The following is a 25,504-nucleotide window of genomic DNA, read 5'->3' as shown; positions in this document are numbered from 1 at the left end:
GTCATGCCGGGCTCCGGGGCTGCTCGGGGCGTACCGCCAGCGCCACCAGCAGCGCGGTCATGACGCCGTAGAAAGCCGCGACCAGCGACATGGCGAACATGACCTCGGTCAGGCCGGAGGCCAGGAAGCCCACGGCCAGCACCAGGCCCATGGCGGCCGCCACCCGCTGGGCCCGCGTGCCGCGGCGCGCGGCGCGCAGGAATACCCAGGCGGGCGCCAGGTAGACCGCAAGCATGCCCAGGCCGCCCAGCGCGCCCAGCGTGGCCAGGTTGTACATGAACTCGTTGTGGGAATGCCGGAATCCGGAGGCCTCCTGCGTGATGACGCCCGCCTGGGCCGCTTCCTTCATGGCCGCGGCGTAGCCTTGCCGGCTGACGCCCAGCAGCGGATGGGATTCGAAGGCTCGCCATGCCGCGCCCCAGAGCTGGAGGCGGTTGCCCACGGAACTGTCCAGTCCACGCCCCGCCTGATAATCGACGATTTCGGTGCGCACTTCGTCGATCCGTTGCTGGACCCTTTCGCTGGAGTAGTAGACCGCCGCGAGCGCGCCGGCCAGCAGGACGGCGGCGAGCACCTTGGCGCCCAGGCGCACGGGCGCCAGGCAGACCAGGACGGGAACGACGGCCATCAGCGCTACCCAGCTGCCGCGCGCGCCGGACGCATACGAAACGTAGAAACCGGCAGCCGCGCCCAGCAGCTTCAGCGCAATCGCGAGCTTGCCGGCCAGGGCGGCCCGCCGCGACCAGCCTATCGACAGCAGGGAGAGCAGTCCCAGCAGCAGCGCGATATTGGTGAATGGCAGCAGGTTGGAAAACAGGATCTGCGTCGGGCGTCCGTCTTCGGACAGGCCGATCTGCCGGTGCAGGATCAGCGCGGCAGCCAGTGCCCCGGCTACGCATCCCCATTGGAATTGCCGCAGCCAGCGCGCCGGGACTTGCAGCAGCAGCCACAGGACCGGGGCGAACAGGGCGAGCCGCAATGGCGTATCGAGCACGCTGAGCTGCTGCAGGACTTGCGGCGTCCGCATGCCGGCGGCGAGCGTGCTCAGGCAGGCGGCAACGAAGGGCAGGGCGAGGGCGGCGCACAGCAGCCACCACTGCCGGACGGTCGCGCCGAACCGGGACGCGGGCGGCAGCCGGCCGCGCCAGGCGGTGGCGGCGATGGCCAGCAGCACCAGCAGGAACATCAGCGCGTTCGCGCTGCCGCGCACCCATAGCGCCAGGGCGGGCTGCAGGGCCGCGGCGCAGGCCGCGAGCCAGAGCAGGGCGGAAGGAAGCAGGTGGGGGGAGGTATCCAGTGCGATGCGGGTCATTGGGCTCGGGACAGGGGCGGCACGGCCTGCCAGCGCGCCAGCAGCGCTTCGACGTGGGCACGGACGCCGGGAAGGTAGTTCAGGTGATCCAGCGGTTGGACCAGGCGGGCCCGGCTCTGGCGCACGCGCGCCACGGCCTGCGAGACCGCATCGGCCAGCGAGTCGGGGCGATCGACGTCGAAGCCCAGGCAGGCGTCGGCGGACAAGGTTTCGGTGCTGCCTATGCCGCGGGGCAGCACGGTCGGGGTGCCGCACAGCACCGATTCCGGCCCCACCAGCCCGAAGGGCTCGTAGCGTGATGCCAGGATGGTGAAGTCGACCGCCCGGTAGCAATCGTGGAGGTCTTGCCGGTAGCCGATGTAGCGGATGCGCGGCGACTGCGACTCCACCGGGCGGCCGGCCACCAGCAGCGATACCGGCAGTTCGCTGGCGGCAAAGCAGGCCTCCAGCAGAGGATAGCCCTTGCGTTCGTGCCCGGTGGACGGGAACAGGAAGGCGACCGTGCCGTCGGGGATGGCCAGCGCGCGGCGCAGCGCCGCGCGCTTTTCGCCGTCCACGGGGCAGAACGTGCCCGGGTCGACCGGCGGATACAGCACTTGCAGGCGCTCGTCGGGCACGCCGTAGAAGCGCCGCAATTCGTCCGCCATCAACTGCGAGTGCGCCACCACGACATGGGCATGGGCGTAGTGCGCGCGCTCCAGCGCCACTTGCCAGCGATCCCAGCGCGTGGCCGGGCGCCCGGCATGCCGCAGATGCCCCAGGTGGGTGCCGCCGCAAATGGCGATGTCGGAAGCAACGGTGCGGCTGCACCCGATAAGCACGTCCACGCCGTGGCGCGCCTTCAGCGCCCGGACTCGCGCGGAGACATAATGGTCGCGGACCTTGCCGGGCAGCGCCCAGACGGCGATGCGCACCGGTTCGATCGACTGGTACTCGGGGATGGCGGTGTCGAAGCTGCGCGCGAAGACCACCGGCCGGATGCCGAGTTCGCGCAGGCCCTTGACCAGGTCCATGGTGTAGCGCTCCATCCCGCCACCGTAGCCGAAGCGGTGGCAGGCGATGCCCAGCTTCATACGGCTGCCTCCGTGGCCGCGTCCGCTGCCGGGGCGGGAAGCAGGCGCAGGGCTTCCGCTACGACGGTGCCGGCGGGAAGCTCGTCCAGGCAGGCGCTGCGGCTGGCGTGATGGCGGTCGCAGCCCTCGTTGCGGCACGGGATGCAGGGTTTGGAGGCATGCTGCAGCATGACGACGTTGCCGCGTACCTGGCGCGGCGCCGACTTGAGCCACGGCTGGTCGAGGCCGGCGGCGGGGCTCGGGCCCCACTGGCATGGATCGGTGGGGCCGAACAGCGCCAGCGTCGGTGTGCCGCACGTGGCCGCCAGGTGGGTCGTGGCGGTGTCGGGGCCGACATAGAGGCTGGCATGGCGCAGCAGGTCGGCCAGTTCGGCGAGGCTGAGGCGGCCGTGGATACGCAGCACGCCGGCGCGCTCCCGGGCATCGAGCCCGTCCATGAGTTCGTCGAGATAGCCGGCCTCGGCCGCGCCCGGCCCGCCGCTGAGCAGCACTTGCAGTCCCTGGTGCTGCAGCGCGGCCACCAGCGCGCGCCATCCCTCGGCATGCCAGCGCTTGTAGTGCCACCGCGGCGAAGGGTGAACGATGGCGAAGGGCCGCAGGATGTCGAAAGCCGCCGCGGGACCGGCACCGGTCAGGCGCGCGGGCCAGGCGTGCACGGCGGTGTGCGCGGTGGGCGGGACGACGGTGCGCGCGGACGCGATGCCGAGCAGGGCGGCCACGCGCTCGTTCTCGTGGATGCGGTGCGCCTGTTCGTCGACCAGCAGCGGACGGCGCAGCGACAACCGCTTCCACCAGGCATGGCTGGCATGGGGCGGCACGAGCCCGAGCCGCAGGCGCGCGGACGTCAGTCCGAACAGATGGGGCTTGTCGCCCGGCTGGGGCACCAGCGCGACGTCGTAGCGCCGCCAGAGGCGCCGCAGCATGGCGCGCATTTCCTCGCGCTTGGGCCGCTCGGCGATCGTGAATACCTCGCGTATGTCGGGATTGTTCTGCAGCATGCCCTCGGTGCCGCGAAAGACCAGCATGTCGATCTGGCAGCCGGGGTAATGGGCGCGCAAGGCGTGGGGCAGCGCGGTGGTCAGCAGCACGTCGCCCAGATACCTGAGGGCGATGACCAGCACTTGCCTGGGAGGGGCTGCAAGCATGGCGTTCATGAGTCGGCGCCGGCCATCAGCCGCTGGACGGCGCCGAGGACTTCGGGCAGGGCCGGCCATTGTCCCTCGGCGCCCAGGCATACCGCATCGGGCGACCAGGGGCCGGTGCGCTCGCGGCGCGTGACGCCGAATAGCGTGACCTGGCGAGCGCCGGCGGCGGCCGCCACGTGGGAGGTGCCCGAATCGTTGCAGACGACCGCGCCGGCGCGCGTGGTCAGCGCCGCGAAGGCGCCCAGGCCCAGCGGCGGAAGCAGGGTCGCGGCGGGCACGGCGTCGCGGGTTTCGGCGATCTCGTGCGGCGGCGGGCAGGCCACGCAGGCGACGCCCTGTTCGGCCAGCGTGCGCGCCAGTTCGCCGAACAGCGGCCAGGCCTTGGATTTGCCATGGTGCAGACCGGTGGCGATCGGGGCCAGCAGCACGAAAGGGCTGTTCATGCCGGCCTGCGCCAGCACTTGGGCGGCGGCGGCATGGTGCGCCGGCGTCAGGGGCAGCGCCAGGCGCGCTTCCGGAACGGGCGGGAATTCGCGTTCCGGCTGCCAGCGCAGCAGCGTGGCGTGGGCCAGGCGATAGAACACCTCCACTTCGTGGACCTCGCGCGGCTTGGGAAGGGCCCAGCGCAGCAGCAGCGAGCGGCCGTCGCCGCGGTAGCCGGCGGCGGCGATGCCGGCCAGGCGGAACAGCGCGGCGCTGGACAGGGAATTGGTGAACACCAGGCCGCGCACGTTGCGCTGGCCGGCAGCGGCCTGACGCAGCGCCTGGCGGTTTTCGCCGAAGCTGCGGCCCAGTTCCACGAAACCGGCGGGCGCCAGGCCGGCCAGCAGGTCGCGCGCCCAGGGGCGGCCGCAAAGGGCCAGCCGGCAGCCTGCACGCTGGAGCAGGCGCAGGGCGGGCAGGCACATGCAGGCATCGCCTACCCAGTTGGGCAGCCGGACATAGACGGGATCGGCGGATGACATGGAGGGGTTCGGTTGGGCTGGCGCCGGCTGCGCGTACAATCGGGAACCCTGTATTGTATGCGGGCCACGAGGCCATGGGTGTGTCGATGCGGCATGCCGGGCTGGCCCAGGAAGAACACCGCGTGAATTCCCATCCCGTCAACGCCGACCTGTGGCGCCGCGTCTATACGCGGGTTCTCAAGTACTGGAAAGCGCTCGCGCTCGCCATGCTGTTCCTGATCGGGGTCGCCGCCTCCCAGCCGCTGTTGGCGATACTGATGAAGCCGCTGCTGGACGGCGGCTTCAACGGTCAGAATCCGGACTACGTCTGGATGATTCCGCTCGCCATCATCGGGATCTTCCTGGTGCGCGGGGTGATGAACTTCCTGAGCGACTACCTGATGGCATGGTCGGCCAACCACGTCCTGGCCGACCTGCGCATAGACATGTTCGACCGCCTGCTGCGCCTGCCCGACGCGTATTTCAAGCGCATGGGCTCGTCGCTGCTGCTCAATCGCTTCGTCTCGGACGCCGCCTCGGTCATGCAGCTGGCGACCGAGGTCATCACCGTGCTGGTGCGCGAGACGCTGATCGTCGTATCGCTGGTGTGCGTGCTGCTGTACCTGTCCTGGCAGCTCACGCTGATCGCGCTGATCGCCTTTCCGCTGTCCACCTTCATCATGCGGGCGATCGCCCGGCGCATCCGCGGCATCAACCGCGAGACCATCGTGATGAACGCCGAGCTCACCCGCGTGGTCAGCGAAGCGATCGACGGGCAGCGGGTGATCAAGCTGTTCAGCGGCTATGAGCACGAGGAAAAGCGCTTCTTCCATATCAGCGGCAGGCTGCGCCGCTTCGCCATGCGCAATACCGTGGCGGGGGCGGCCTCGGCGCCCATTACCCAGGCCATCTCCGCGGTGGCGCTGGCCGTCGTGGTGGCGACGGCGCTGGGACAGTCCGGCGCCAACCAGATTACCGTAGGCGGTTTTGCGGCCTTCGTCACCGCGATGATCCAGATGCTCGATCCGCTCAAGCGCCTGGCCAACATCGCCAGTCCCATGCAGCGCATGCTGGTTGCCGCCGAGAGCGTGTTCGCGCTGATGGACGAGCTGCCCGAGAGCGATACCGGCACGCGCACGCTGCCGCAGCCCGTGCGCGGCCATATCGAATTCGAGCACGTGTCCCACCGCTTCCCCGAAGCGGGCCGGGACACCCTGGCCGACATCTCGCTCGAGGTGGCACCGGGCCAGACCGTGGCCTTCATCGGCCGTTCCGGCAGCGGCAAGACCACGCTGGTCTCGATGCTGCCGCGGTTCACGCTGCCGTCGGCGGGGACGATACGGGTGGACGGCGTGCCCGTCGATGAACTGACGCTGACCAGCCTGCGCGATTCGATTTCGCTGGTCAGCCAGGACGTGGTGCTGTTCGACGACACCATCGCCGCCAACGTGGGCTACGGCGCCAATAGCGAACCGTCCGAGCAGGCGATTCGCCAGGCATTGGCCGACGCCAACCTGCTGGAGTTCGTCGATTCGCTGCCGCAGGGCATCCATAGCCAGGTGGGCGAGAATGCCGCCCGGCTGTCGGGCGGGCAGCGACAGCGCCTGGCGATCGCCCGCGCGCTGATCAAGGACGCCCCCATTCTGATTCTGGACGAGGCGACGTCCGCGCTCGACAATGAATCGGAGCGGCAGGTCCAGGCCTCGCTGGAGCGGCTGATGGCGGGCCGCACCACCCTGGTCATCGCGCACCGGCTGTCCACGGTGCAGAACGCGGACCGCATCGTCGTGCTGGACCAGGGGCACATCGTCGAGCAGGGCCACCATGCCGACCTGCTGGCCGCCGACGGGCTGTACGCCGCGCTCTACAAGATGCAGTTCAACGAGGGCGCGGCGGCGCAGGGCGGGGAATAAGCGCCGGCCCTACATGCCCTCGGGCGGCGCGAAAGCGGCGGGGATGGGGAGGTTCTTGCGCAGCCGCGCGAAGGCGCGCGCCGCCCGCCCCGGCGTCAGCGTGTATTTCCAGATCCTTTCCTTCAGCCGGCCCGCGGGGATGTAGGCGCTGCCGATCACCACCCGGCCGGGGCCCCAGTCCGGGCGCCAGGTCTGGGCGCTGCCCAGGCGCTTGAACAGCGACAGCGTGGGGATGTGCAGGCTGGAGGCGAGGTGGCCGATGCCCGAGTCGTTGCCGATGAACCAGCCGGACTCGAACATCCACGCGGCGACGTTGTCCAGCGCGCCCAGGTCGGGCAGCCCCAGGCCGAGATCCTGGACGTGCTCCCACTGCGGCCGTTCGGCCGGACTGACGATGAATTGCGGATCGAAGCCGGCGCGGCGCAGCTTCAGGCCGAGCGCGGTGAAGCGCTGCGGCAACCAGCATTTGTCCAGCGTGCTGGCGGTCGGGTGGATGGCGATCCGGGTGGCGTGGCGGCGATAGCCGAGGCCCGCGGGCGGCACGATGCCGTTGTACTTGCCGGCCTGCGGCAGCCCGAGTTCGTCGCGGCTGAACTCGGCCAGGCGCTGCGCCATGGATTTGGGGGAGCGCTGCCGGCACAGGTGTTCGAGCACGATGGCGCGCGGGTGCAGGCTCGCCAGATCGACGAAGGGCCGGTCGTCGTGCAGCTGGATGACCAGATCGAAACCCGCCAGGCGTTCGCCGGCCGAACCGGCCGCCAGGGCAGGCTCGATGGGGATGCCGGGAAACCAGTTGCGCAGCGTGTGGACGTGGGGGCCGAAAACGGTGACCGCCACGCCGTGCCGGCGCAGGTTGTGGGCGACCGTCATCAACAGCAGCGAATCGCCGATGGCGGGGAAGGTGATCAGGGCGACGTTCTTCGGGCGATGGGACGTGGGCAGCACGGTGTTCCTGCAAAATGGGGCGCGCGGCCGGCGTGCGCCGCGCGAGCCAGATTATAGGGACATGGGCGGTGCAGCGCGGTCCGGGCCCGCAGGCAGGGGCATGGCCGCCTGTCTCAGGGCTGCGCGGCGGACGCCGCCGGCAAGGCCGCGCTCCAAGGCGGCGGGGAGGGCTGCGCCGCCTCGCGGGCCCGCAGCTGCGCGAAGGCCCGCGCCACCCGTCCCGAAGTCAGGGCGTACTTCCACAGCTTTTCCTTGAGCTTGCCGGTAGGAATGCCCGTGCTGCCCACCAGCACGAGACCGGGACCCCAATCGGGCCGCCAGGTGCGTGCGCCGCCCTGGCGCATGAACAGCGACAGCGTGGGGACGTGCAGGTTGGAGGCGAGATGGCCGATGCCCGAGTCGTTGCCGATGAACCAGCCGGACTCGAACACCCACGCGGCGACCTTGTCCAGCGCGCCCAGGTCGGGCAGCCCCAGGCCGTGCGACCGTACGTGCTCCCATCGAGGGCGTTCGGCCGGGCTGACGATGAATTGCGGATCGAAGCCGGCGCGGCGCAGCTTCAGGCCCAGCGCGATGAAGCGCCCGGGCAGCCAGCATTTGTCCGGGGTGCTGGCGGTGGGATGGATGACGACGCGTTCGGCATGCCGGCGGTGCGTCAGCCCGGAGGGCGGAACGATGCCGTTGTACGTGCCGGCCTGGACGAGCCCCAGGCCGCTGCGGCTGAATTCGGCCAGGCGCTGCGCCATGGATTGGGGCGAACGCCGGCGGCACAGTTCTTCCAGCACGATGGCGTTCGGATGCAGCCCGGTGAAATCCGGCAGCGGGCGGTGGTCGTGCAGCTGGATGACGGTGCGAAAGCGCGACAGCTGCGCCGGCGCGTCGGCCGCAGCCGGCGCGGGCTGGATGTCCAGGCCGGGGAACCATGCGCGCAAGGCGTGGATGTGGGGGCCGAAGACCGTCACCGCGGCGCCGTGGCGGCGCAGGTTGTGGGCGACCGTCATCAGCAGCAGCGAATCGCCGATGGCGGGCGAGGTAACGAGGGCGGTGCTTTCCAGCCGGGTTCGGTCGGGCAACACGGAGGCTCCGATCAAAAGAAAGCGGGCCGCAATGGCCCGCGATGTCGCCCTATTGTATGAAAAGCGGCGGCGCGCCGGACGCGCCGGCGCGTCCAGCCGTTACTTCATCTGGCATTCGCCGGCGAAGGAATCCTTGCTGCGCTCGAAGATCACGCCCTTGGTGACGAACGCGGCCTTGCCGTTGGCGTCCTTGGCCACGTCCACGCGGTAGAACGGCGCGATCGGGAACTGGTTGGTGTTGAAGGCGAAATAGCCGCGCACGGAGTCGAACTTGGCCTCGCGCAGGGCGGCGCGGAAGGCGGCCTTGTCGGCGACGTTGCCCTTGGTCTTGGCGAGGGCCGAGGCGATCAGGTTGGCCGCATCGTAGGACTGGGCGGCGTAGATGGAGGGCTCGCGGTTGTACTTCTTGCGGTAGGCTTCGGCGAATTTCTTGTTGGCGGCGTTGTCCAGGTCCGGCGAATACGGGGCCGCCGTGACCGCGCCCAGCGCGGCGTCCTGCAGCGCCGGCAGGGTCGAGCCGTCGATGGTGGACGAGGACAGGATGGGCATCTTGTCGAACATGCCTGCCTGGCGGTATTGCTTCACGAAATTCACGCCCATGCCGCCCGGGTAGAAGGTGTAGATGGCCTCGGGCTTCTCGGCGGCGACGGCGGAGATCTCGACCGAGTAGTCGGGCTGGTTGACCTGGGTGAAGGTCTCGCCGATGACCTGGCCCTTGAAGGTGCGCTTGAAGCCTTCCATGGCGTCCTTGCCGGCCTGGTAGTTGGCCGCCAGCAGGTGCACCTTCTTGACGCCCATCATGTTGGCGAGCTGGCCGCCGGCCTCGTGGAGCTGGTCGTTGTTCCACGACGTGGAGAAGAAGTACGGCGAGCAGCCCTTGCCGGTGATGGGGGTGGGACCGGCGTTCGAGCCGATCAGGAACACTTCCGCGCTGGTGATGGGGCGGTGGACCGCCATCATCACGTTGGAGTAGATCAGGCCGGTAATGATGGGGGCCTTGTCGCGCTGCAGCAGTTCGCGCACGACCTGCAGCCCGACCTCGGGTTTCATCTGGTCGTCCTGCTTGATGACTTCGACGTCGACGCCGCCGAGCTTGCCCTTGCCCTGCTCGACGGCCAGCATGAAGCCGTCGTACTGGTCCTGGCCCAGCACCGAGCCGGGGCCGGACATCGTGGAGACGAAGCCGATCTTGACGGCGGCGACGGCGGAAGCGGCGAACGCCGTTTGCAAGATCACCGCGACGGCGATCATTTTCATGGATTTCATCGATAGACTCCTTCTGACTCCTGGCTTGCCTGGTGGATGGCCGAAGCGGACCCCGGCCCCGGGTGGAAGCGGGCGCTGTCGCCCCTGCCTGCGGGATTAGGAAAGCGAATAGTGTTGCATTTGGACTGACTTCGCACTGAGGGGAAGTTCTGCTTGACCGCCATCCTTCGAGGGTCTACACGTTTTAGATCTAAAGTATTTTTTGCGCTTCGGCCCGGCGTCCTTGCCTGTTGCGCCGTTCGCCGACGCAGCAGGCGGCGCGTCTATGCCTCGACCGGCGCGGCCTTGCCCGGATGCACGGTGCCGCACGAGGGGCAGCGGCGCTTGGCTTCGTCGGTGTAGAAGGCCTCGAACAGCGGCGGCAGGTCGGTGACGATGTTCTTCAGCTGGACTTCGACGCGGTGCACCAGGTGGTTGCAGTGCAGGCAATACCATTCGAAGCCGTCCAGCAGCCCTTCGGGGCGCTGGCGCTCGATCACCAGACAGGCGCTGCCGGTTTCGGGGCGCTGCGGCGAGTGGCGCATGTGCGGCGGCAGCAGGAAGATGTCGCCTTCCTTGAGGTCCACGCGCTCCTGTTTGCCGTCCACCAGCACCTTCAGGTACGCGTTGCCGCGGATCTGGTAGAAGAATTCTTCCAGCGGGTCGTCGTGGTAGTCGGTGCGATGGTTGGGACCGCCCACCACGGTGACGATGAAATCCGAGTCCTGCCAGATTTGCTGGTTGCCCACGGGCGGCTTGAGCAGATGCTCGTTGTCGTCGATCCACTTCTGGAAATTCAGGGGCAGGCCGTATTTGTACATGTCGGTCTCGTCTGGCGTCGTTGAAGGCTGCGTCCAGTCTATGTGAGGCACGAATCGCGCGACAAATAGAAGTTGCGGCCGGGGGTATTCGATTCGGCTATGGGGGAGCCGTCCTTCCCGCCGCCACCGCATGCAGATAGTCGACCAGATGCTGGCTGGCCGGGGTCGGCGTCCGGTTGGACCGCACCGAATAGCCGACGCGGCCGAACAATCCGAACTCGGCCAGCGGCAGCCGCGCCAGCAGCCCATGGTCGAGGAATTGCTGCGCGGCGTCCTGGGGCATCAGCGCGATGGCCTCGCCGCGCAGCAGGATGCCCAGATTGGTGAGCAGTGAGAGCGACTCGATGTGGCGCGCCGGCAGGCCCAGGCTACTGCGGTGGAAGGTCTGCTCCACCGCGGTGCGCAGCGGCGACTCGGCGCTCGGCAGGATCCAGAGCTGGTCCATCAGGCGCGGCAGGTCCAGCTGCTCCTCGCGGGCGAGCGGATGATGCGCGCCGACCACCGCCAGCAGGGGTTCTTCGTAGAGCGTGTGGTGGGTCAGGGGCAGCGCGTAGCTCAGCGCGATGTCGCGTTCCGGCAGCCGGCCCACGACGATGTCCAGGTCGCCCGTGGCCAGCGCGGGAAACAGCTGCGAGGAAGGCCCTTCCGAAATCGTCACGCGTATGCCGGGATGGTCGCGCATCAGCAGCGAGATCGCCTCCGGCAGCAGCTTGGCCGAGGCCGCGATCAGCGTGCCGACGATGACGTGGCCGCTCTCGCCCGTCAGCGCGGCATTCAATTCGTCGGTCATATAGCGCAGCTCCGCCATCAGCGTCTTCACGCGGCGGCCCAGCAAATGGGCCAGCTCGGTGGGAACGACGCCGCGGTTGGAGCGCTCGAACAGCGGCGCGCCGACGAATTTTTCCAGCTCGTAGATCGCCTTGGTGACGCTGGGCTGCGTCAGGTTCAGCTCATTGGCCGCGCGCGACAGCGAACGGCGTTCGAGCACGCGCTCGAAAACCTGCAGCTGGTGCAGCTTGAGCTTGTGACCCAGCGCATTGGGAGTGAGGCGGAAGTTGGACATGGCAGCGAGAGTTGCCCGATTATCGCCCATTTGCGACCGGTTGGACGCACCCGCACAGGACACGGCCTTGACCTCACGCAAGCAAGTGCCCTAACCACGGGCACAGCGGATCCGGCTCTGCCGGTCCGCCAGTGCCGCCCCCTGGGGGGCGCGCGTAAGCGCGTAGGGGGGTCACAACTTTATGCAGACGTTGGTGGGCTCGGTGTAGAAGTGCAGCGAATGGCGGCCGCCTTCGCGGCCGATGCCCGACAGGCCGCTGCCGCCGAACGGCGTGCGCAGGTCGCGCAGGAACCAGCAATTGACCCATGCCAGGCCGACGCTCATGGCCTGCGCCACGCGGTGGCCGCGGTTGAGGTTGGTGGTCCAGACCGCGGCGGCCAGGCCGTATTCGGTGTCGTTGGCCAGCCGGATGGCTTCTTCTTCGGTATCGAAGGGCGCGATATGGCAGACCGGGCCGAACACTTCTTCCTTGATGCAGCGGGCATCCTCGGCCAGGCCGGTCCAGATGGTGGGCTGGATGTAGGCGCCCTGGTCGCGCTCGTCGCCGAAGGCCGGCACGCTGCCGCCGGTGACGACGGTGGCGCCTTCTGCCACCGCCAGCTTCAGGTAGGACAGCACTTTCTCGCGGTGCTCGTGCGAGACCAGCGGACCCATGGTGGTGGCGCTATCCATCGGGCGGCCCAGCACCAGTTTTTCGGCTTCCTGCTTCAGCGCGGCCACGAAGCGGTCGAAGATCGGACGCTGCACGTAGACGCGCTCGGTGCACAGGCAGACCTGGCCGCAGTTGGCGAATACCGAGCGGGCCACGCCGGCCACGGCGGCGTCGAAATCGGCATCCTCGAATACCAGCGCGGCGTTCTTGCCTCCCAGTTCGAACGAGACCGGCTTCACGCCCGGGGCGACAGCCTTCATGATGGTGCTGCCGGTGGCCGATTCGCCGGTGAAGGTGATGCCGTCGATGTCGCGGTGGGTCGTGATGAATTCGCCGGCGGAGTTGGGGCCGAAGCCGTGCACGACGTTGAACACGCCTTCGGGCAGGCCGGCTTCGGCGGCGACCTCGGCCAGCAGCGTGGCGGTGGAGGGCGTCACTTCCGAGGGCTTGGCCACCACGGTGTTGCCGAAGGCCAGCGCCGGCGCGACCTTCCAGGTAAACAGCAGCAGCGGCAGGTTCCAGGGCGAGATCACGCCGACCACGCCCAGCGGCTTGCGGTAGGCATAGTTCAGCGCCTGGCGGCCGTCCGGCGTGTCGGTCATGAAGCTTTCCATGTCCAGCGTGCGGGCGATCTCGGCGAAGGCGCGGAAATTGGCCGCGCCGCGCGGAATGTCGATCTGGCTGGCCCAGCCCACCGGCTTGCCGGTGTCGCCCATCTCGGCGGCGAGGAATTCGTCGAAGCGGCGCTCGATGCCGTCGGCCAGCGCATACAGATAGTCCGTGCGCCGGTTCACCGGCAGGGCGGCCCAGGCAGGCAGCGCCCTGCGCGCGGCGGCCACGGCGGCATCCACCTGCTCGCGGCTGGCCTCATGGACGCGGGCGACCAATTCGCCGTTGGCCGGGTTGATCTTGTCGAAGGTGCGGATGCCGTCTTCGAAGCGGCCGCCGATGAAGTTGCGCAGGGATTTGACCGACATGGCTCTGGATTCCGTGGAAGGTTTAGTACGTATACGACATAATGGTAATGGAACCCGTTACCGCCGGCCAGATCGCGGGCCATAATAAATTCGGCGCCTGCCATAGCCGGCGCGAAGACCCGCGGCCGCCGGCATCCCGCATGTGCGGGGAAGGGCGGCAGTTCAGTTAAGATTCCACGTCATACTTGCCTGCCATCATGAACGCTTCCCCCGCCGATCCCCGCCGTTCCGCCACGTCCGACGTCCCCGAGACGCCCGGCGCCGAAGCGGTGCGCGATTTCGAGCTGACCGACGTGGTGTCGCACCTGCTGCGGCGCGCCCATTTCCGCGCCGAGGGGCTGTTCATGCAGGCGTTCCACGACGAAGACCTCACGCCGCGCCAGAAGGCCTTGCTGATCACCGTCTGCAAGCATCCGGGGGCGACCCAGAACCAGCTCGCCGAGGACATCGCGCTGGACCGCAACTCGTTGGCCGACATGATCGGCCGCCTGGTGCGCAAGGGCTACCTGAAGCGCCGCCGCGCGCCCGCCGACAAGCGCGCCTATTCCGTCACCATCACCCCGGCGGGCGTGGACGTGCTGGAGCGCGTGCTGCCGCGCGACAAAGAGGTCGAGGACGCCATCATCGGCATATTGCCGCCCGAATATCGCGCATTGTTCGTCAAATGCCTGAAATTGATGGCCGGGGTGGCATCCGAGCCGCCCGCCGGGCCGGGGGGGCGGCCCGACGTTGTCTAGCGCATGGTTTCTCCCGTATATTTGTACGTATACGGCATAAATGGTGTTTTTCCATCAACTTCCATCAACTCTAGAACAGGACTGACTACCCATGGGGCAGATAGGACAAGGAGGCGTTGCCACCGAGGCGATCGCCGGGCTTGCGCAGCGCTTGCGCAACGCCCATGAAAGCCGCACCGGGATCGACCCGATCCGCGGTCAATTGCCGGAAGGCGATCTGGACGCGGCCTATGCGGTGCAGCAGGCGAATACCGATTACTGGGTCCAGCAGGGCCGCCGGCTGGTGGGCCGCAAGATCGGCCTGACCTCCAAGGCCGTGCAGAAGCAGTTGGGCGTGGACCAGCCCGACTACGGCATGCTGTTCGCCGACATGGCGGTCTGCGACGGCGAGGAAGTGCCGCTGTCCAGCCTGATCCAGCCCAAGGTCGAGGCCGAGATCGCGCTCGTCATGGAACGCGACCTGACCCAGCCGCTGGCCACGATGGCCGAGCTGATCTCGGCGGCGGCCTATGCGCTGCCGGCCATCGAGATCGTCGACAGCCGCATCGCCAACTGGAAGATCGGCATCGTCGACACCATCGCCGACAACGCCTCGTCGGGCCTGTTCGTGCTGGGCAACCGTCCGGTCAAGCTGGGCGATTTCGATGCCCGCCTGTGCGGCATGGTCATGGAGCGCAACGGCGACCAGGTCTCGATCGGCGCCGGCGCGGCGTGCCTGGGCCATCCCTTGAACGCAGCCCTGTGGCTGGCGCGCAAGATGGCCGAGCGCGGCAACCCGCTGCGCGCGGGCGACGTGGTGCTGACCGGCGCGCTGGGTCCGATGGCCGCGGTGCAGGGACAGGAAATTCTGGAAGCGCGCATCGAGGGCCTGGGCTCCGTGCGCGCCGCTTTTGGCGCTAAGGAGCAAGCATGACCGGTTCGCTGATGACCCTACCCGACGTGGCGCGGGAACTGGACGAAGGCGCCACCCTGCCGCGCGAGGTCGAGCAGTTCGTCGAACGCCGCCCGATGACCCTGGCCGACGCCTATGAAGTGCAGCGCATGCTGATCCAGCGCCGCCTGGATCGCGGCCAACGCCGCATCGGCATGAAAATGGGCTTCACCAGCCGCGCCAAGATGATCCAGATGGGCGTGCACGACATGATCTGGGGCCGTCTGACGCACGACATGCGCGTGGACGAGGGCGGCGAACTGAGCCTGGCCACCCGCGTGCATCCGCGCGTCGAACCCGAGATCGCCTTCCTGCTGCGCAAGCCGCTATCCGGCGTGGTGTCGGCCATCGAGGCGCTCGACGCCGTCGAAGCCATCGCCCCGGCGCTGGAAGTCATCGATTCGCGCTACAAGGCATTCAAGTTCTCGCTGGAAGACGTGGTGGCCGACAACGCCTCCTCGTCCGGCGTGGTGATCGGCAACTGGCACAAGCCCGACATCGATTTCTCCAATCTCGGCTTGATCATGTCGTGCAACGGCAAGGCCCAGCAGGTCGGCACCACCGCCGCCATCCTGGGCCATCCGCTGCGTTCGCTGGTCGCCGCCGCGCGCCTGGTGGCGCAGGCCGGCGAGATCCTGCCGGAAGGGTCCATCGTGATGGCGGGCGGCGCTAGCGCCGCCGAAGCGCTGGTGGCCGGCACCTGGGTCGAGCTGGAAATGCAGAACCTGGGCCGGGTCGGCTTCCACGTGACGGAGTAAGGTCCCACCCCCTACGCCCTGCGGGCGCCCCCTCAAGGGGGCGATGCGTGTGGACCGGCGGAGCCGGATCCACCGCATCCTGGATCATTTCCCGGTTTGCGCAGAGCGCATTTTTTTGGGGAGATTGATGCAACAAACATGCATATGCAATAGAGTTGCATTTAAATGATTTCCAGGTGAGAATGCAGCCTCTTTGCCGGGCGGCGGCCATGCGCGCCGTCCGGCTCTCTCATTCGTCGAGATCCAAAAGGGGGAACCGTTCTATGCCGGGAAGGCTGAATCCGCTCGTCGTAGCGCTGCTGGGAATTGCCTGGGGGGGGCTGCCGGGAGCCGTGTCGGCCCAGCAGGCCGGCAGCGGCCAGGTGCCGCAGACGCTGCGCGAGATCTCCGTGTCCGCCGTGCCCTTGTCGCACGGCAATGACGACCTGGCTGCGCCGGCCACGGTGCTGGACGAAGAGGCGCTGCTGGACAAGCGCAGCGCCACGCTGGGCGAGACGCTGGAGCAGGAGCCCGGAATCACGGCCACGCATTTCGGCGCTGGCGCGAGCCGGCCCATCATCCGCGGCATGGACGGTCCGCGCGTGAAGGTATTGTCCGACGGCGCGGAGGTGCAGGATGCCTCGACCATGAGCCCGGATCATGCGGTGGGCCTGGAGCCCATGCTGTCGCGGCGCATCGAGGTGCTGCGCGGCCCGGCGACGCTGCTGTATGGCGGCGGGGCGATCGGCGGCGTGGTCAACGTGCTCGACAACAAGATTCCGACGGCCATTCCGGAGGGCGTGGAAGGCAGCGTGGAGCTGCGCGGCGCGACGGGCCCGCGCGAGACTTCGGGCGCGTTCGAAGTGACCACCGGCGTGGGCGGCGGCCTGGTGCTGCATGCCGAGGGACTCAAGCGCGACTCGGGCGACTATGCCGTGGGCCGCGGCTGGTCGGGCGGCAAGCGGGTCGAGGGGTCGTACAACGACACCCAGACCGGCAGCGTGGGGCTGTCCTGGGTGGGCGAGCGGGGCTATCTCGGCCTGGCCTACACCCACCAGCAGAACCGCTACGGCCTGCCCGGGCACAATCACAGCTATGAGGGATGCCACACGCACGGGGCTCACCTCCATTGCCCGGACGACGGCCATGGCCATGACGACGATGACGACCACGATCACGACGACGACCATGATCATGATCACGCCCACGACCACGCGCATGGCGTGCCCTTCGTCAAGCTGCGCAGCCAGCGCTGGGACGTGCGCGGCGAATTGCGCGATCCGTTCGCGGGATTCTCGCGGCTGCGCGTGCGGGCTGGCCTGACCGACTACCAGCACGACGAAATCGAGGAAGAGACGGTTGCGACCACGTTCCGCAACAAGGCCTACGATGCGCGCGTCGAACTGGAGCACCAGCCCCTGGGCGGCCTGCGCGGCGTGATCGGCGCGCAGGTGGCGCGCCGGGACTTCAGCGCGCTGGGCGAGGAAGCCTACGTGCAGCCGACGGTGACCCGCAGCAACGGCCTGTTCGCGCTGGAGGAGTACACCTGGGGCGCGTGGCGTTTCGAAGGCGGGCTGCGCCAGGACTGGCAGCGGGTGGAGGCGTCGGCCGGGCTGCCCGATACCCGTCATCGCGGCACCTCGGTATCGGGCGGCGCGGTGTGGCGCTTTGCGCCGCAGTATTCGCTCGGAATGTCGGTGTCGCGTTCGCAGCGCATGCCCACGGCCGAAGAGCTGTACGCAAACGGTCTGCACATGGCGACCTCCACCTACGAAGTCGGCAATGTCGGTCTCAAGAAGGAAACCTCGAACAATATCGATCTGACGCTGCGCAAGTTCGACGGTCCGACCACTTTCTCGGTCTCGGTATTCCGCAACAAGGTCGACAACTACATCTACGGCCGTACCCTCGACGTGCATGAAGGACTGCAACTGCTCGAGTACACCCAGCACGATGCCACGCTGACCGGCCTGGAGGCGCGCGTGCGCCATCAGATCGACAAGGTGTTCGCGGTGACGCTGCTGGGCGACTATGTGCGGGCGCGCCTGGACGGCGGCGGCAACCTGCCGCGCATACCGGCCTATCGGGTGGGAACCCGCCTTGATGCGCGCTGGCAGGCCTGGAGCGCCGCGGCCGAGCTTTCTTTCGTGGGACGCCAGGACAAAGTGGCCGAGTTCGAGACGCAGACGCCCGGCTATGCGATGGTGAACCTGGCCGCGGCCTACGAGGGCCGGCTCGCCGGTAACCGCTACCAGCTCTATGCGCGCCTGAACAACCTCACCGACAAGCTCGCCTACCGGAGCACGTCCTTCATCAAGAACGCGGCGCCGCTGATGGGACGCAGCCTGATCGTGGGGGTGCGGCTGACGTTCTGAACGGCTCGCGGCCGGGGTGTCCAGGTGTAACGCCTGTATGCTGCGGTCGAGCCCCGCCGGCGGCGCAGCCTCGCAAACCGGCACTGCGCCGCCGGGCGCTTGTAGGAGGTCGAGAGCTGTTGTTACAGCCTTGCCCGGCGCCGATGCCTATCCTGAGTCTCTGATTATCCTTGCCAAGGAGAAGGACATGGACCAGGCAGTCAAGCCGGGCGAGACGGGGGCCCACAAATTCTCGATCGATCTCGATGCCGTTCGCGCCAACGCCCGCGAGCACCTGGACGACGGTGCCGTGACCGAGGACTACGGGGCCGACCGCAAGGCCGTGCTGGACATGTTGAACGAAGCGCTGGCGACCGAGCTCACCTGTGTGCTGCGCTATAAGCGCCACTATTTCATGGCCCGCGGCATCCACGCCGATCCCGTGGCGGCCGAGTTCGCCGAGCATGCGACCCAGGAACAGGAACATGCCGACCAGCTCGCCCAGCGCATCGTGCAACTGGGCGGAGAGCCCGATTTCTCGCCGCAGGGCATGATCGCGCATAGCCATTCCCAGTACGTCGAAGCCGATACGCTGGAAAACATGATCAAGGAAAACCTCGTGGCCGAGCGTATCGCCATCGAGAGCTACCGGGCCATGGTCCGCTATCTGGGCGACAAGGATCCGACCACGCGCCGGCTGCTGGAAAGCATTCTCGCCGTCGAGGAAGAGCACGCCGACGATATGTCCGACCTGCTGGCGCGCGGCTGACCGCGGCGTTCAATAGCGCTTGCCGAGCTCCAGTTCTTCCAGCAGGCGCCGGTAGAGCGCGTGGCGTGGCGGGGCGATCCGTCCCGCTTGCAAGGCCTCGAGCACGGCGCAGCCGGGCTCGTGGACGTGCGTGCAGTTGTAGAAGCGGCATTGGCCCAGGTAGGGCTCGAACTCCGGGAAACCGTGCACCAGCTGCGTGCCGTCCAGGTGCTGCAGCCCGAAAGCCTGGAAGCCGGGAGAATCGATCAGGTCGGCGCGCTCCGCCACCTCGGCCGGCACGTGGTAGAGGCGGGTACTGGTCGTCGTATGCTTGCCTGCGCCCAGCGCCTGTGAATGCTCGCGGGTCGCGGCCCCGGCATCCGGCACCAGGGCGTTGAGCAGCGTGGACTTGCCCATGCCGCTCTGGCCGAGCAGCAGGCTGGTGCGCCCGGCCAGCAGCGGCGCGAGCGAGGCGCGGGTGGCGTCGGCTCGATGGGCGCTCAATTCCAGGACCGTGATGCCCAGCGCCGCAATGGGCGCCAGCCTGGCGCGCGCGGCGGGCAGCCCGGCGGGCAGATCGGCCTTGTTCAGCAAGACGACGGGTTCGATGCCGGCGTTGCGCGCGCCTACCAGCGCCCGTCCTACCAATTCCTCGGAAAATTCCGGCTCGGTAGCTACAACGATCAGCAACTGGTCGACGTTGGCGGCGAACTGCTTGGTGCGCATTTCGTCGGAACGGTAGAGCAGGTTGCGGCGCGGCACGACGGATTCGATGGCGCCTTCGGCCGGCCCCTCGGGAGCGACGACGACCCAGTCGCCCACCGCGGCCGTGCCCTTCTTGCCGCGGGGATAGCACTGGCGGGTGCTGCCGTCTTCGAATTCCACCGTGAAATGCCGGCCGAAGGCGGCGATGACGCGTCCCTGCAAAGTGGCGGCGCCGCCGCGGCGGGGCGGCTTCGTGCGCGGGCCGGCCATCAGGCGGCCGCCCGGGCGTGGAGGCGCAGCCGGCCGATGCGCTCGCCGGCGGGCGGATGCGAATCGTAGAACGCCGAGTGGAGCGGGTCCGGCGTCAGCGTCGCGGCATTGTCGTCATAGAGCTTGACCAGCGCCGAGGCGAGTTCGGCGGCGTCGGCCTGTTCGCTGGCATAACGATCGGCCTCGAATTCGTGCTTGCGCGAGTACCAGCTGGCCAGCGGAATGAAGGCAAAGGTGAACACAGGGGCGACCAGGAAGAACAACAGCAGCGCGAGCGCGTCGTTGCGGCCGCCCAGCGTGGGCACCGTGCCCAGGCCGGTATAGAACCAGGCTTGCTGCGACAGCCAGCCGAGCAGCGCGAAGAACGCCAGCGATATGCCGAAGCTGAACGCCAGCCGCTTGGCGATGTGGCGCAGCTTGAAATGCCCCAGTTCGTGCGCCAGCACGGCCTCGACCTCTTGCGGCGCGAGCCGCGACAGCAAGGTGTCGAAGAACACGATGCGCTTGCTTCTGCCCAGGCCGGTGAAATAGGCGTTGCCGTGGGCCGAGCGCTTGGATCCGTCCATGACGAACAGGCCGCCCAGCGCGAAACCGGTGCGCCGAGCGAGCGCCTCGATGCGCGCGGCCAGGGCCTGGTCGGCCAACGGCGTGAAGCGGTTGAACAGCGGGGCGATCACGGTGGGCAGCAACAGCATGATGACCAGGCTGAACGCGACCCACAGCCCCCAGCCGGCGACCCACCAGAGCGGCCCGGCGCTGGCCATCAGCCATAGCATGGCCGATACCAACGGCACGCCGAATACCACCGCGAGCATGACGCCCTTTGCGGTATCGGCGGCGAACAGCCGGAGCGTCATGCGATTGAAGCCGTAGCGGGCTTCCAGCACGAATTGCCGCCATAGCGTGAAGGGCAGCTCCAGCAATGCCAGCAGGGCGGCGACCATGGACACCAGCAGCAGCTGCCTGCCGAAATCCCCGCCGGTCAACGCGGCGGCCAGCTCGTTCAGCGCCTGCAGGCCGCCCAGCAGAGTGAGGCCGATCAGCACCGCGGTATCGAACAATAGCGCGCTCATATCGAGGCGCAGGCGCTCGACGTTATAGTCCGCCGCGCGCTGGTGGCTGGCCAGGCTGATGCGGTCGGCGAATTCCGGCGGGACGCGGTCGCGGTGGCGGGCGACGTGGCGCGTCTGGCGGCTGGCCAGCCAGAGCCGGGCGGCGACGCTGGCCAGCAACAGGAAGATGAACAACAGGGTGAACACGATATCGGCCCGCCGAAAAACCGGGCGTCCGCGCCGCCCCGGAGACGGGTCGAGCCGCTTCCGGCGGGCGGGACGCCGGCCTGTGAGAAAATCGCCATTTGCGCCCGCGCCGCCTTTCCTGGCGCCGCGCGGGCCTGTGCATAGCTCCGGAGCACCGATTATATGGCCTTGAACGAAAACAACCTGGTCTGGCTGGACATGGAAATGACCGGCCTGGACCCGGAAAAAGAACGCATCATCGAAGTGGCGGTGGTGGTGACCGACCCGCAGCTGATGGTGATCGCCGAAGGTCCGGTATTGGTGGTGCACCAATCCGACGAACTGCTGGACGCGATGGATGCCTGGAACAAGGGCACCCATGGCCGCAGCGGCCTGATCGACAAGGTCAAGGCATCCACGCTGACCGAATCGGAGGCGGAAGATACCCTGCTGGCATTCCTCGCCCAGCACGTGCCGCCGGGCAAATCGCCGCTGTGCGGCAATACCATCAGCCAGGACCGCCGCTTCATGGTCCGCTACATGCCGCGCCTCGAAGCCTTCTTCCACTATCGCAATCTCGACGTCAGCACCTTGAAGGAGCTGTGCCGCCGCTGGCGGCCCGAGATCTACAAGGGCTTCGAAAAGAAGAGCCGGCACGAGGCGCTGGCCGATATCTACGAATCCATCGCCGAGCTGGAGTACTACCGCGAGCACTTCCTGAAGGTATGACCGGGCCGGGCGCGCGGGGCGGAATCCTCGTGGACGCCTAGGCGGAGGCGGACGGCTGCGCCGGCGTCGCCCGGCCGGCCACGCGCCAATAAACGCATTGCAGCAGCAGCGCGGAGACGGCCATGCTGAGCGCGGCCATCAGCCACATGGTGCCGGCGCCCACCGGGGCGCCCGGCAGCAGCGTGCCGATCAGGCCCGACAGCGCGCCGGCGGCGGGGCCGAACGCCAGCCACCAGCCGCCCAGCAGGCCGATGCCCCATAGCGCACCCGCCTGGATCAGCATGGGGCCCACGGCCACCTTGTAGGCGCGCAGCAGGTAGCTGGTCATGCACTGCATCGCATCGGACAGGTGGAACAGCGCCAACAGGCCGAGCAGGCCGGACGCCACGGCGCCTACCCCCGGATCGGCCGTATAGGCGCGCACGATGGGGTGGCGCGCGAGCATGATGACGGCGATGGTCAGCAGCGCGCCCGTGACGGCCAGCGCCAGCCCGGCCGTGCCGATGCGGCGGGCGCGCATCGGATACCCCGCGCCTATGGCCTGGGCGACCTGGGCGCCGGTGGACACGCCCAGCGCAAGCGGCATCATGAAGCACAGCGCCACCACATTGGCCATGATCTGGTGGCCGCCGGTGGCGTAGATGCCTTCGCGCGCCACCAGCAGGGCCATGAAGGTGAAGGAGGTGACCTCGATCAGGTAGGAGGCGCCCATCGGAACCCCCAGCCGCAGCAGTTCGCCCAGCGTTTTCCAGTGCGGGCGGCCGATGCGCAGCAAGAACTGGCGGTAGAACGGATCGCGGCACAGGATCAGCGCGCTGACCGCGATGCTGAGCCAGAACACCAGGGCCGTGGACAGGCCGGCGCCGACGGCGCCCAGCGCGGGCAGGCCGAGCTTGCCGTAGATGAACAGCCAGTTGAAGAACGCCTTGAAGCCGATGCCGGCGATGTTGATCGCCATGATCATCTTGGGCCGGGAAATCGCGGTGTTCAGCGCATAGACGGTGCGGAAAAGCAGCGCCGCGGGCAGCGCCAGCGCCAGCATGGACAGATAGCCGGCCACCTGGGCGCGGACGGCGGGATCGACGTTGCCCGACATGGCGAGCCAGGCGTCGGGGAACATCATCGCCAAGGCGCCCAGCATGGACAGCCCGAGCGATAGCCAGACGGCCTGGCCCCAGGCGTGGCCGATCGCCGGCAGGCGGCGGGCGCCGAAGTGCTGGGCGGCGATCGGGATCAGCGCGTGCAGCACGCCGGTCAAGCCGATGAAGACGGTAATGTAGATGGAGACCGACAGCGCCATCGCCGCCAGCGCGACCGGCGAGGCATGGCCGGTCATGGCCGTATCGAGCACGCCGAAGGCCATGCTGGCCCACTGGCCCACCAGTACCGGCCAGCCTTGTTGCAGGATGCGCCGGGGAATGGTGGCGCGGCCGGACAGCAGGGCGCGGCTCACGATGCGGCGGCTCCCGGCGGGCGCTGCCGGATCAGCATGAAGTATTCGCGCGAATCGGGCGCACGCCGGAATTCGGCGGCGCGGGTTCCTTCCCAGAGGATGCTGGCGTGCGCATACTCGCCCCGGCGCACGATGTTCCACAGTACGCTGGCATTGCCCTGCAGCAAGACCAGCGGGCAGCCGCCCGAGGTTTCGAAGACCAGGCCGTCGAAGACCGCGAAGGAGGCGCGCTGCGACAGGCCCAGGCCGACACTGCGCACGCATTCGCGCCGGCCGGTGCGCGCCTGTTCCTCGGCCAGCGACAGCGCCAGGCCCTGCGACACGAGGCGATAGCTCTTGTTGTAGTTGATCGAGGGCAGCCAGAGGGTCATGATCAACAGCCAGCAGGCCACCACGCCGCCGGCCGACAGCACGGTGCCGCGCCACAATCCGGTGGGGCGGTTGCGGAAGCGCCAGGCGATCAGCGCGATCCAGGCCGCGCTCGCCGCCAATGCGGCAAGAAAGGCAAACAGCGAAAAGTCGACGTCGAAGCCCGGGGTCTGGCGCGCGATGTTGCGGGCCAGCTTGGGCGGCACGCCGGTCATCATGGCGATCCATCCCACCCAGACTACGCAGGCGGCGGTGGAGAACACCATGACGGCAAACCAGTCCAGGGCATTGATCAGCCCGCGGCGCAGGGTGGGCAGCGCGAGCGCGGCGAGCATGGCGCCGGGAGTGACCAGCGCCAGGTACTCCGCATCGACCGGTGCGCGCGTGCCGAGCAGCACGAGCAACGCGGCCAGCATCAGCGCGACCGGAATCTGGATGTGGGGCGCGCGCAGGTAGCTGCGCCAGCGCCACAGCGCGAGCAGCGCCAGCGGGCCGGTGGGCCACAGGAACCAGGGCATGTTGCGCACCGCGCTGGACAGGCCTTCCGCGGTCAGGAAGCCGAATACGCTGGCGTTCCAGGCCCACCAGCCGCTCATCCAGTAAGGCTTGAGCAGTGCGGTGGGCAGCCACCAGGCCAATCCCAGCAGCAGCGCCAGCGGTACGCTCAGCAGGGCGATACAGCGTAGCGCCGGCCGCAGGGCCTGGCTGCGCCAGGCCAGGGCCGCGATGGCCAGCGCCAGCGGCGCCACGGCCGGAAAGCCGCGCGCGAGGAAGGCGCCGCCCAGCGCCAGGCCGAGCGTGAGAGCGCCGGCGCGGGGGTGGTCGAGCATGCGCGCCAGCGAGTAGAAGGCCAGGGCGTGGAAGGCCAGGCTGGCCGGCTCGGCGGAGGTTTCATGGCTGCGCCACAGGACGCCCAGGGTCGCGAGCAGCAGCAGCAGCGCGGCATCGGCCAGCATGCGGCCGTAGTCGCGCGGCTCGGGCTGTCCGCCGAAGGGCAGCGCCAGGGGCTGGGCTTCGGTCCGCCGGCCGAGCAGGTAGGCGCCGTACCACAGGCTGCTGCTGGCGATGCCGAACCAGATCAGGTTGGGGACGCGCCCGGCCAGGATGGTGCCGAAGAGCGGAGAGAACAGCCACATGCACAGGGCGCCGACCCACGTGGCGATCGGCCCTTCCTGCGAGACGGCCACGCCCGCGGTTTCGGGCGCCAGCCATTGCTGCCAGCCGCCGTCGTAGGCGGCCCACATCTGCGACAGGCCGATGACGTCTTCGCTTTTCCACGGTTCGCGCATGACCAGGCCGACGACGATGTAGAGCAGGCACAGGGCGAGCAGTCCCCAGCGCGGCAGCTTGGCCGCTGCGTGCGAGGTGAGCCGGGCCGGGGTGGGCGGCAGTACCGGAGCGGAGAAGGGGGAAGGCAGGCGAGTGGGCATCGAACCGCGGATTTACCTGTCAGGCGACAAGTCGCATTCTAGCCATTGCGGCGCGCGTCTCGGGCGAGGCGGGGCGCGATGGCGGCCATGGATAAAAAAAGCAGCCCTGAGGCTGCTTTGTTCCTGGGCAGGGTCCGGCTCAGGCGGACGTCTTGCCGGTGGTGCGGGCAAAGCGGGCGCGGAATTTTTCGACGCGGCCGGTTTCGACGATGCGGGTCTGGGCGCCCGTGTAGAACGGGTGCGATTCAGAGGTCACGTCGCACTTGAAGAGCGGGTAGGTCTTGCCATCGAGTTCGATGGTTTCGCGGGAGTTCAGGGTCGAACGGGTGATGAATTTGTTGCCCGTTTGCAGGTCCTGGAACACGACGTCGCGGTATTCGGGGTGGATGCCTTCTTTCATGGTCTTCCTTGGTTGGTGCGGGTCGCCAGCCGAGACAAGCGAGGAAACCGCCAAAGCGCGGATATCCGGTCCGACAACGTGCCCAATTTCGATAGCTAAGCTGTCTATTATCGCTGGGGATGGCGAGGAATGCAATGGGGTGTTGGTTGGAGGCCTTTTTGCTTGCCTCGAATGGGGTTCCTGAGCCGGCGCCGGGGGCGGGGCGGGCGCGGGGGGGGGGGGGGGGGGGGGGGGGGG

General features: G+C 68.3%; 22 protein-coding genes. 7 read left to right on the top strand and 15 right to left on the bottom strand.

What is annotated here, in order from left to right:
• Position 1: 1 nt before the first annotated feature.
• The 4 genes from PIGHUM_RS16310 to PIGHUM_RS16295 are packed head-to-tail and all read right to left on the bottom strand — an operon-like array spanning position 2 to position 4,495.
• Complete coding sequence (locus tag PIGHUM_RS16310) at positions 2 to 1,312, bottom strand: O-antigen ligase family protein (RefSeq protein WP_124080631.1); 1,311 nt, start codon at positions 1,310 to 1,312, stop codon at positions 2 to 4.
• Positions 1,309 to 2,385: a glycosyltransferase family 4 protein gene (locus tag PIGHUM_RS16305; RefSeq protein WP_124080630.1), complete on the bottom strand. Its 1,077-nt coding sequence runs from the start codon at positions 2,383 to 2,385 to the stop codon at positions 1,309 to 1,311. The genes PIGHUM_RS16310 and PIGHUM_RS16305 overlap by 4 nt, the downstream gene beginning before the upstream one ends.
• Positions 2,382 to 3,539, bottom strand: a complete 1,158-nt coding sequence (locus PIGHUM_RS16300) for a glycosyltransferase family 9 protein (RefSeq protein WP_160142314.1) — start codon at positions 3,537 to 3,539, stop codon at positions 2,382 to 2,384. The genes PIGHUM_RS16305 and PIGHUM_RS16300 overlap by 4 nt, the downstream gene beginning before the upstream one ends.
• Complete coding sequence (locus PIGHUM_RS16295) at positions 3,536 to 4,495, bottom strand: glycosyltransferase family 9 protein (RefSeq protein ID WP_124080628.1); 960 nt, start codon at positions 4,493 to 4,495, stop codon at positions 3,536 to 3,538. Before PIGHUM_RS16295 ends, PIGHUM_RS16300 begins: the two co-directional genes overlap by 4 nt.
• Before the next feature lie 74 nt (positions 4,496 to 4,569).
• Between PIGHUM_RS16295 and msbA the strand changes: the two genes are divergently transcribed.
• The gene (msbA, locus tag PIGHUM_RS16290; RefSeq protein WP_246013248.1) at positions 4,570 to 6,387 is read left to right on the top strand and encodes a lipid A export permease/ATP-binding protein MsbA; all 1,818 of its coding nucleotides are present in this window, start codon (positions 4,570 to 4,572) and stop codon (positions 6,385 to 6,387) included.
• A 9-nt stretch (positions 6,388 to 6,396) separates the two neighbouring features.
• Here msbA and PIGHUM_RS16285 read toward each other — a convergent pair whose 3' ends face one another.
• From PIGHUM_RS16285 to PIGHUM_RS16260, 6 genes are all read right to left on the bottom strand, one after another.
• Positions 6,397 to 7,332 carry a glycosyltransferase family 9 protein gene (locus PIGHUM_RS16285; RefSeq protein WP_246013246.1) on the bottom strand — a complete coding sequence of 312 codons (936 nt, stop codon included), beginning with the start codon at positions 7,330 to 7,332 and terminating at the stop codon, positions 6,397 to 6,399.
• 113 nt (positions 7,333 to 7,445) lie between these two features.
• Complete coding sequence (locus PIGHUM_RS16280) at positions 7,446 to 8,408, bottom strand: glycosyltransferase family 9 protein (protein WP_246013244.1); 963 nt, start codon at positions 8,406 to 8,408, stop codon at positions 7,446 to 7,448.
• A gap of 99 nt (positions 8,409 to 8,507) precedes the next feature.
• Entirely contained in the window at positions 8,508 to 9,674 is a 1,167-nt protein-coding gene (locus PIGHUM_RS16275; protein WP_124080627.1) for an ABC transporter substrate-binding protein, read from the bottom strand.
• Positions 9,675 to 9,937: 263 nt separating this feature from the next.
• Positions 9,938 to 10,474 carry a 3-hydroxyanthranilate 3,4-dioxygenase gene (locus tag PIGHUM_RS16270; RefSeq protein ID WP_124080626.1) on the bottom strand — a complete coding sequence of 179 codons (537 nt, stop codon included), beginning with the start codon at positions 10,472 to 10,474 and terminating at the stop codon, positions 9,938 to 9,940.
• A gap of 97 nt (positions 10,475 to 10,571) precedes the next feature.
• Complete coding sequence (locus tag PIGHUM_RS16265) at positions 10,572 to 11,537, bottom strand: LysR substrate-binding domain-containing protein (RefSeq protein ID WP_124080625.1); 966 nt, start codon at positions 11,535 to 11,537, stop codon at positions 10,572 to 10,574.
• Positions 11,538 to 11,708: 171 nt separating this feature from the next.
• Complete coding sequence (locus PIGHUM_RS16260; RefSeq protein ID WP_124080624.1) at positions 11,709 to 13,166, bottom strand: 2-hydroxymuconic semialdehyde dehydrogenase; 1,458 nt, start codon at positions 13,164 to 13,166, stop codon at positions 11,709 to 11,711.
• A 197-nt stretch (positions 13,167 to 13,363) separates the two neighbouring features.
• On the opposite strand from PIGHUM_RS16260, the gene PIGHUM_RS16255 reads away from it, so the two are divergent.
• The 5 genes from PIGHUM_RS16255 to PIGHUM_RS16235 all read left to right on the top strand — a co-directional run bounded on the left by PIGHUM_RS16255 (position 13,364) and on the right by PIGHUM_RS16235 (position 18,694).
• Positions 13,364 to 13,903, top strand: a complete 540-nt coding sequence (locus PIGHUM_RS16255; RefSeq protein ID WP_124080623.1) for a MarR family winged helix-turn-helix transcriptional regulator — start codon at positions 13,364 to 13,366, stop codon at positions 13,901 to 13,903.
• Positions 13,904 to 13,994: 91 nt separating this feature from the next.
• Positions 13,995 to 14,816 (top strand): 2-keto-4-pentenoate hydratase, encoded by an 822-nt coding sequence (gene mhpD, locus PIGHUM_RS16250; protein ID WP_124080622.1) that lies wholly within the window; start codon positions 13,995 to 13,997, stop codon positions 14,814 to 14,816.
• Positions 14,813 to 15,592 carry a 2-keto-4-pentenoate hydratase gene (locus PIGHUM_RS16245; RefSeq protein WP_246013243.1) on the top strand — a complete coding sequence of 260 codons (780 nt, stop codon included), beginning with the start codon at positions 14,813 to 14,815 and terminating at the stop codon, positions 15,590 to 15,592. The genes mhpD and PIGHUM_RS16245 overlap by 4 nt, the downstream gene beginning before the upstream one ends.
• A gap of 263 nt (positions 15,593 to 15,855) precedes the next feature.
• Entirely contained in the window at positions 15,856 to 17,946 is a 2,091-nt protein-coding gene (locus tag PIGHUM_RS16240; protein ID WP_124080621.1) for a TonB-dependent receptor domain-containing protein, read from the top strand.
• 187 nt (positions 17,947 to 18,133) lie between these two features.
• A complete protein-coding gene (locus tag PIGHUM_RS16235; RefSeq protein WP_124080620.1) occupies positions 18,134 to 18,694 on the top strand; it encodes a ferritin-like domain-containing protein in 561 nt (186 codons plus the stop codon).
• Positions 18,695 to 18,703: 9 nt separating this feature from the next.
• On the opposite strand, the gene rsgA is transcribed toward PIGHUM_RS16235, so the two are convergent.
• Both rsgA and PIGHUM_RS16225 read right to left on the bottom strand, forming a co-directional pair.
• Positions 18,704 to 19,648, bottom strand: a complete 945-nt coding sequence (gene rsgA / locus PIGHUM_RS16230) for a ribosome small subunit-dependent GTPase A (RefSeq protein WP_124080619.1) — start codon at positions 19,646 to 19,648, stop codon at positions 18,704 to 18,706.
• The gene (locus PIGHUM_RS16225) at positions 19,648 to 20,907 is read right to left on the bottom strand and encodes a M48 family metallopeptidase (protein ID WP_124080618.1); all 1,260 of its coding nucleotides are present in this window, start codon (positions 20,905 to 20,907) and stop codon (positions 19,648 to 19,650) included. Before PIGHUM_RS16225 ends, rsgA begins: the two co-directional genes overlap by 1 nt.
• A 162-nt stretch (positions 20,908 to 21,069) precedes the next feature.
• Between PIGHUM_RS16225 and orn the strand changes: the two genes are divergently transcribed.
• Complete coding sequence (gene orn / locus PIGHUM_RS16220) at positions 21,070 to 21,615, top strand: oligoribonuclease (protein WP_124080617.1); 546 nt, start codon at positions 21,070 to 21,072, stop codon at positions 21,613 to 21,615.
• Between the two features lie 37 nt (positions 21,616 to 21,652).
• Here the strand turns inward: orn and PIGHUM_RS16215 are convergent, their stop codons facing one another.
• From PIGHUM_RS16215 to PIGHUM_RS16205, 3 genes are all read right to left on the bottom strand, one after another.
• Positions 21,653 to 23,068 (bottom strand): MATE family efflux transporter, encoded by a 1,416-nt coding sequence (locus PIGHUM_RS16215; protein WP_246013242.1) that lies wholly within the window; start codon positions 23,066 to 23,068, stop codon positions 21,653 to 21,655.
• Positions 23,065 to 24,867 (bottom strand): ArnT family glycosyltransferase, encoded by a 1,803-nt coding sequence (locus tag PIGHUM_RS16210; protein ID WP_187697802.1) that lies wholly within the window; start codon positions 24,865 to 24,867, stop codon positions 23,065 to 23,067. Before PIGHUM_RS16210 ends, PIGHUM_RS16215 begins: the two co-directional genes overlap by 4 nt.
• A 139-nt stretch (positions 24,868 to 25,006) precedes the next feature.
• Complete coding sequence (locus PIGHUM_RS16205; protein ID WP_124080616.1) at positions 25,007 to 25,267, bottom strand: type B 50S ribosomal protein L31; 261 nt, start codon at positions 25,265 to 25,267, stop codon at positions 25,007 to 25,009.
• Positions 25,268 to 25,504: the final 237 nt, after the last annotated feature.

It is taken from the genome of Pigmentiphaga humi, assembly GCF_900606115.1.
GTDB lineage: Bacteria > Pseudomonadota > Gammaproteobacteria > Burkholderiales > Burkholderiaceae_B > Pigmentiphaga > Pigmentiphaga humi.
The sequence above is the reverse complement of the archived record's forward strand: the minus strand, read 5'-3'. Positions and strand labels throughout refer to the sequence as shown.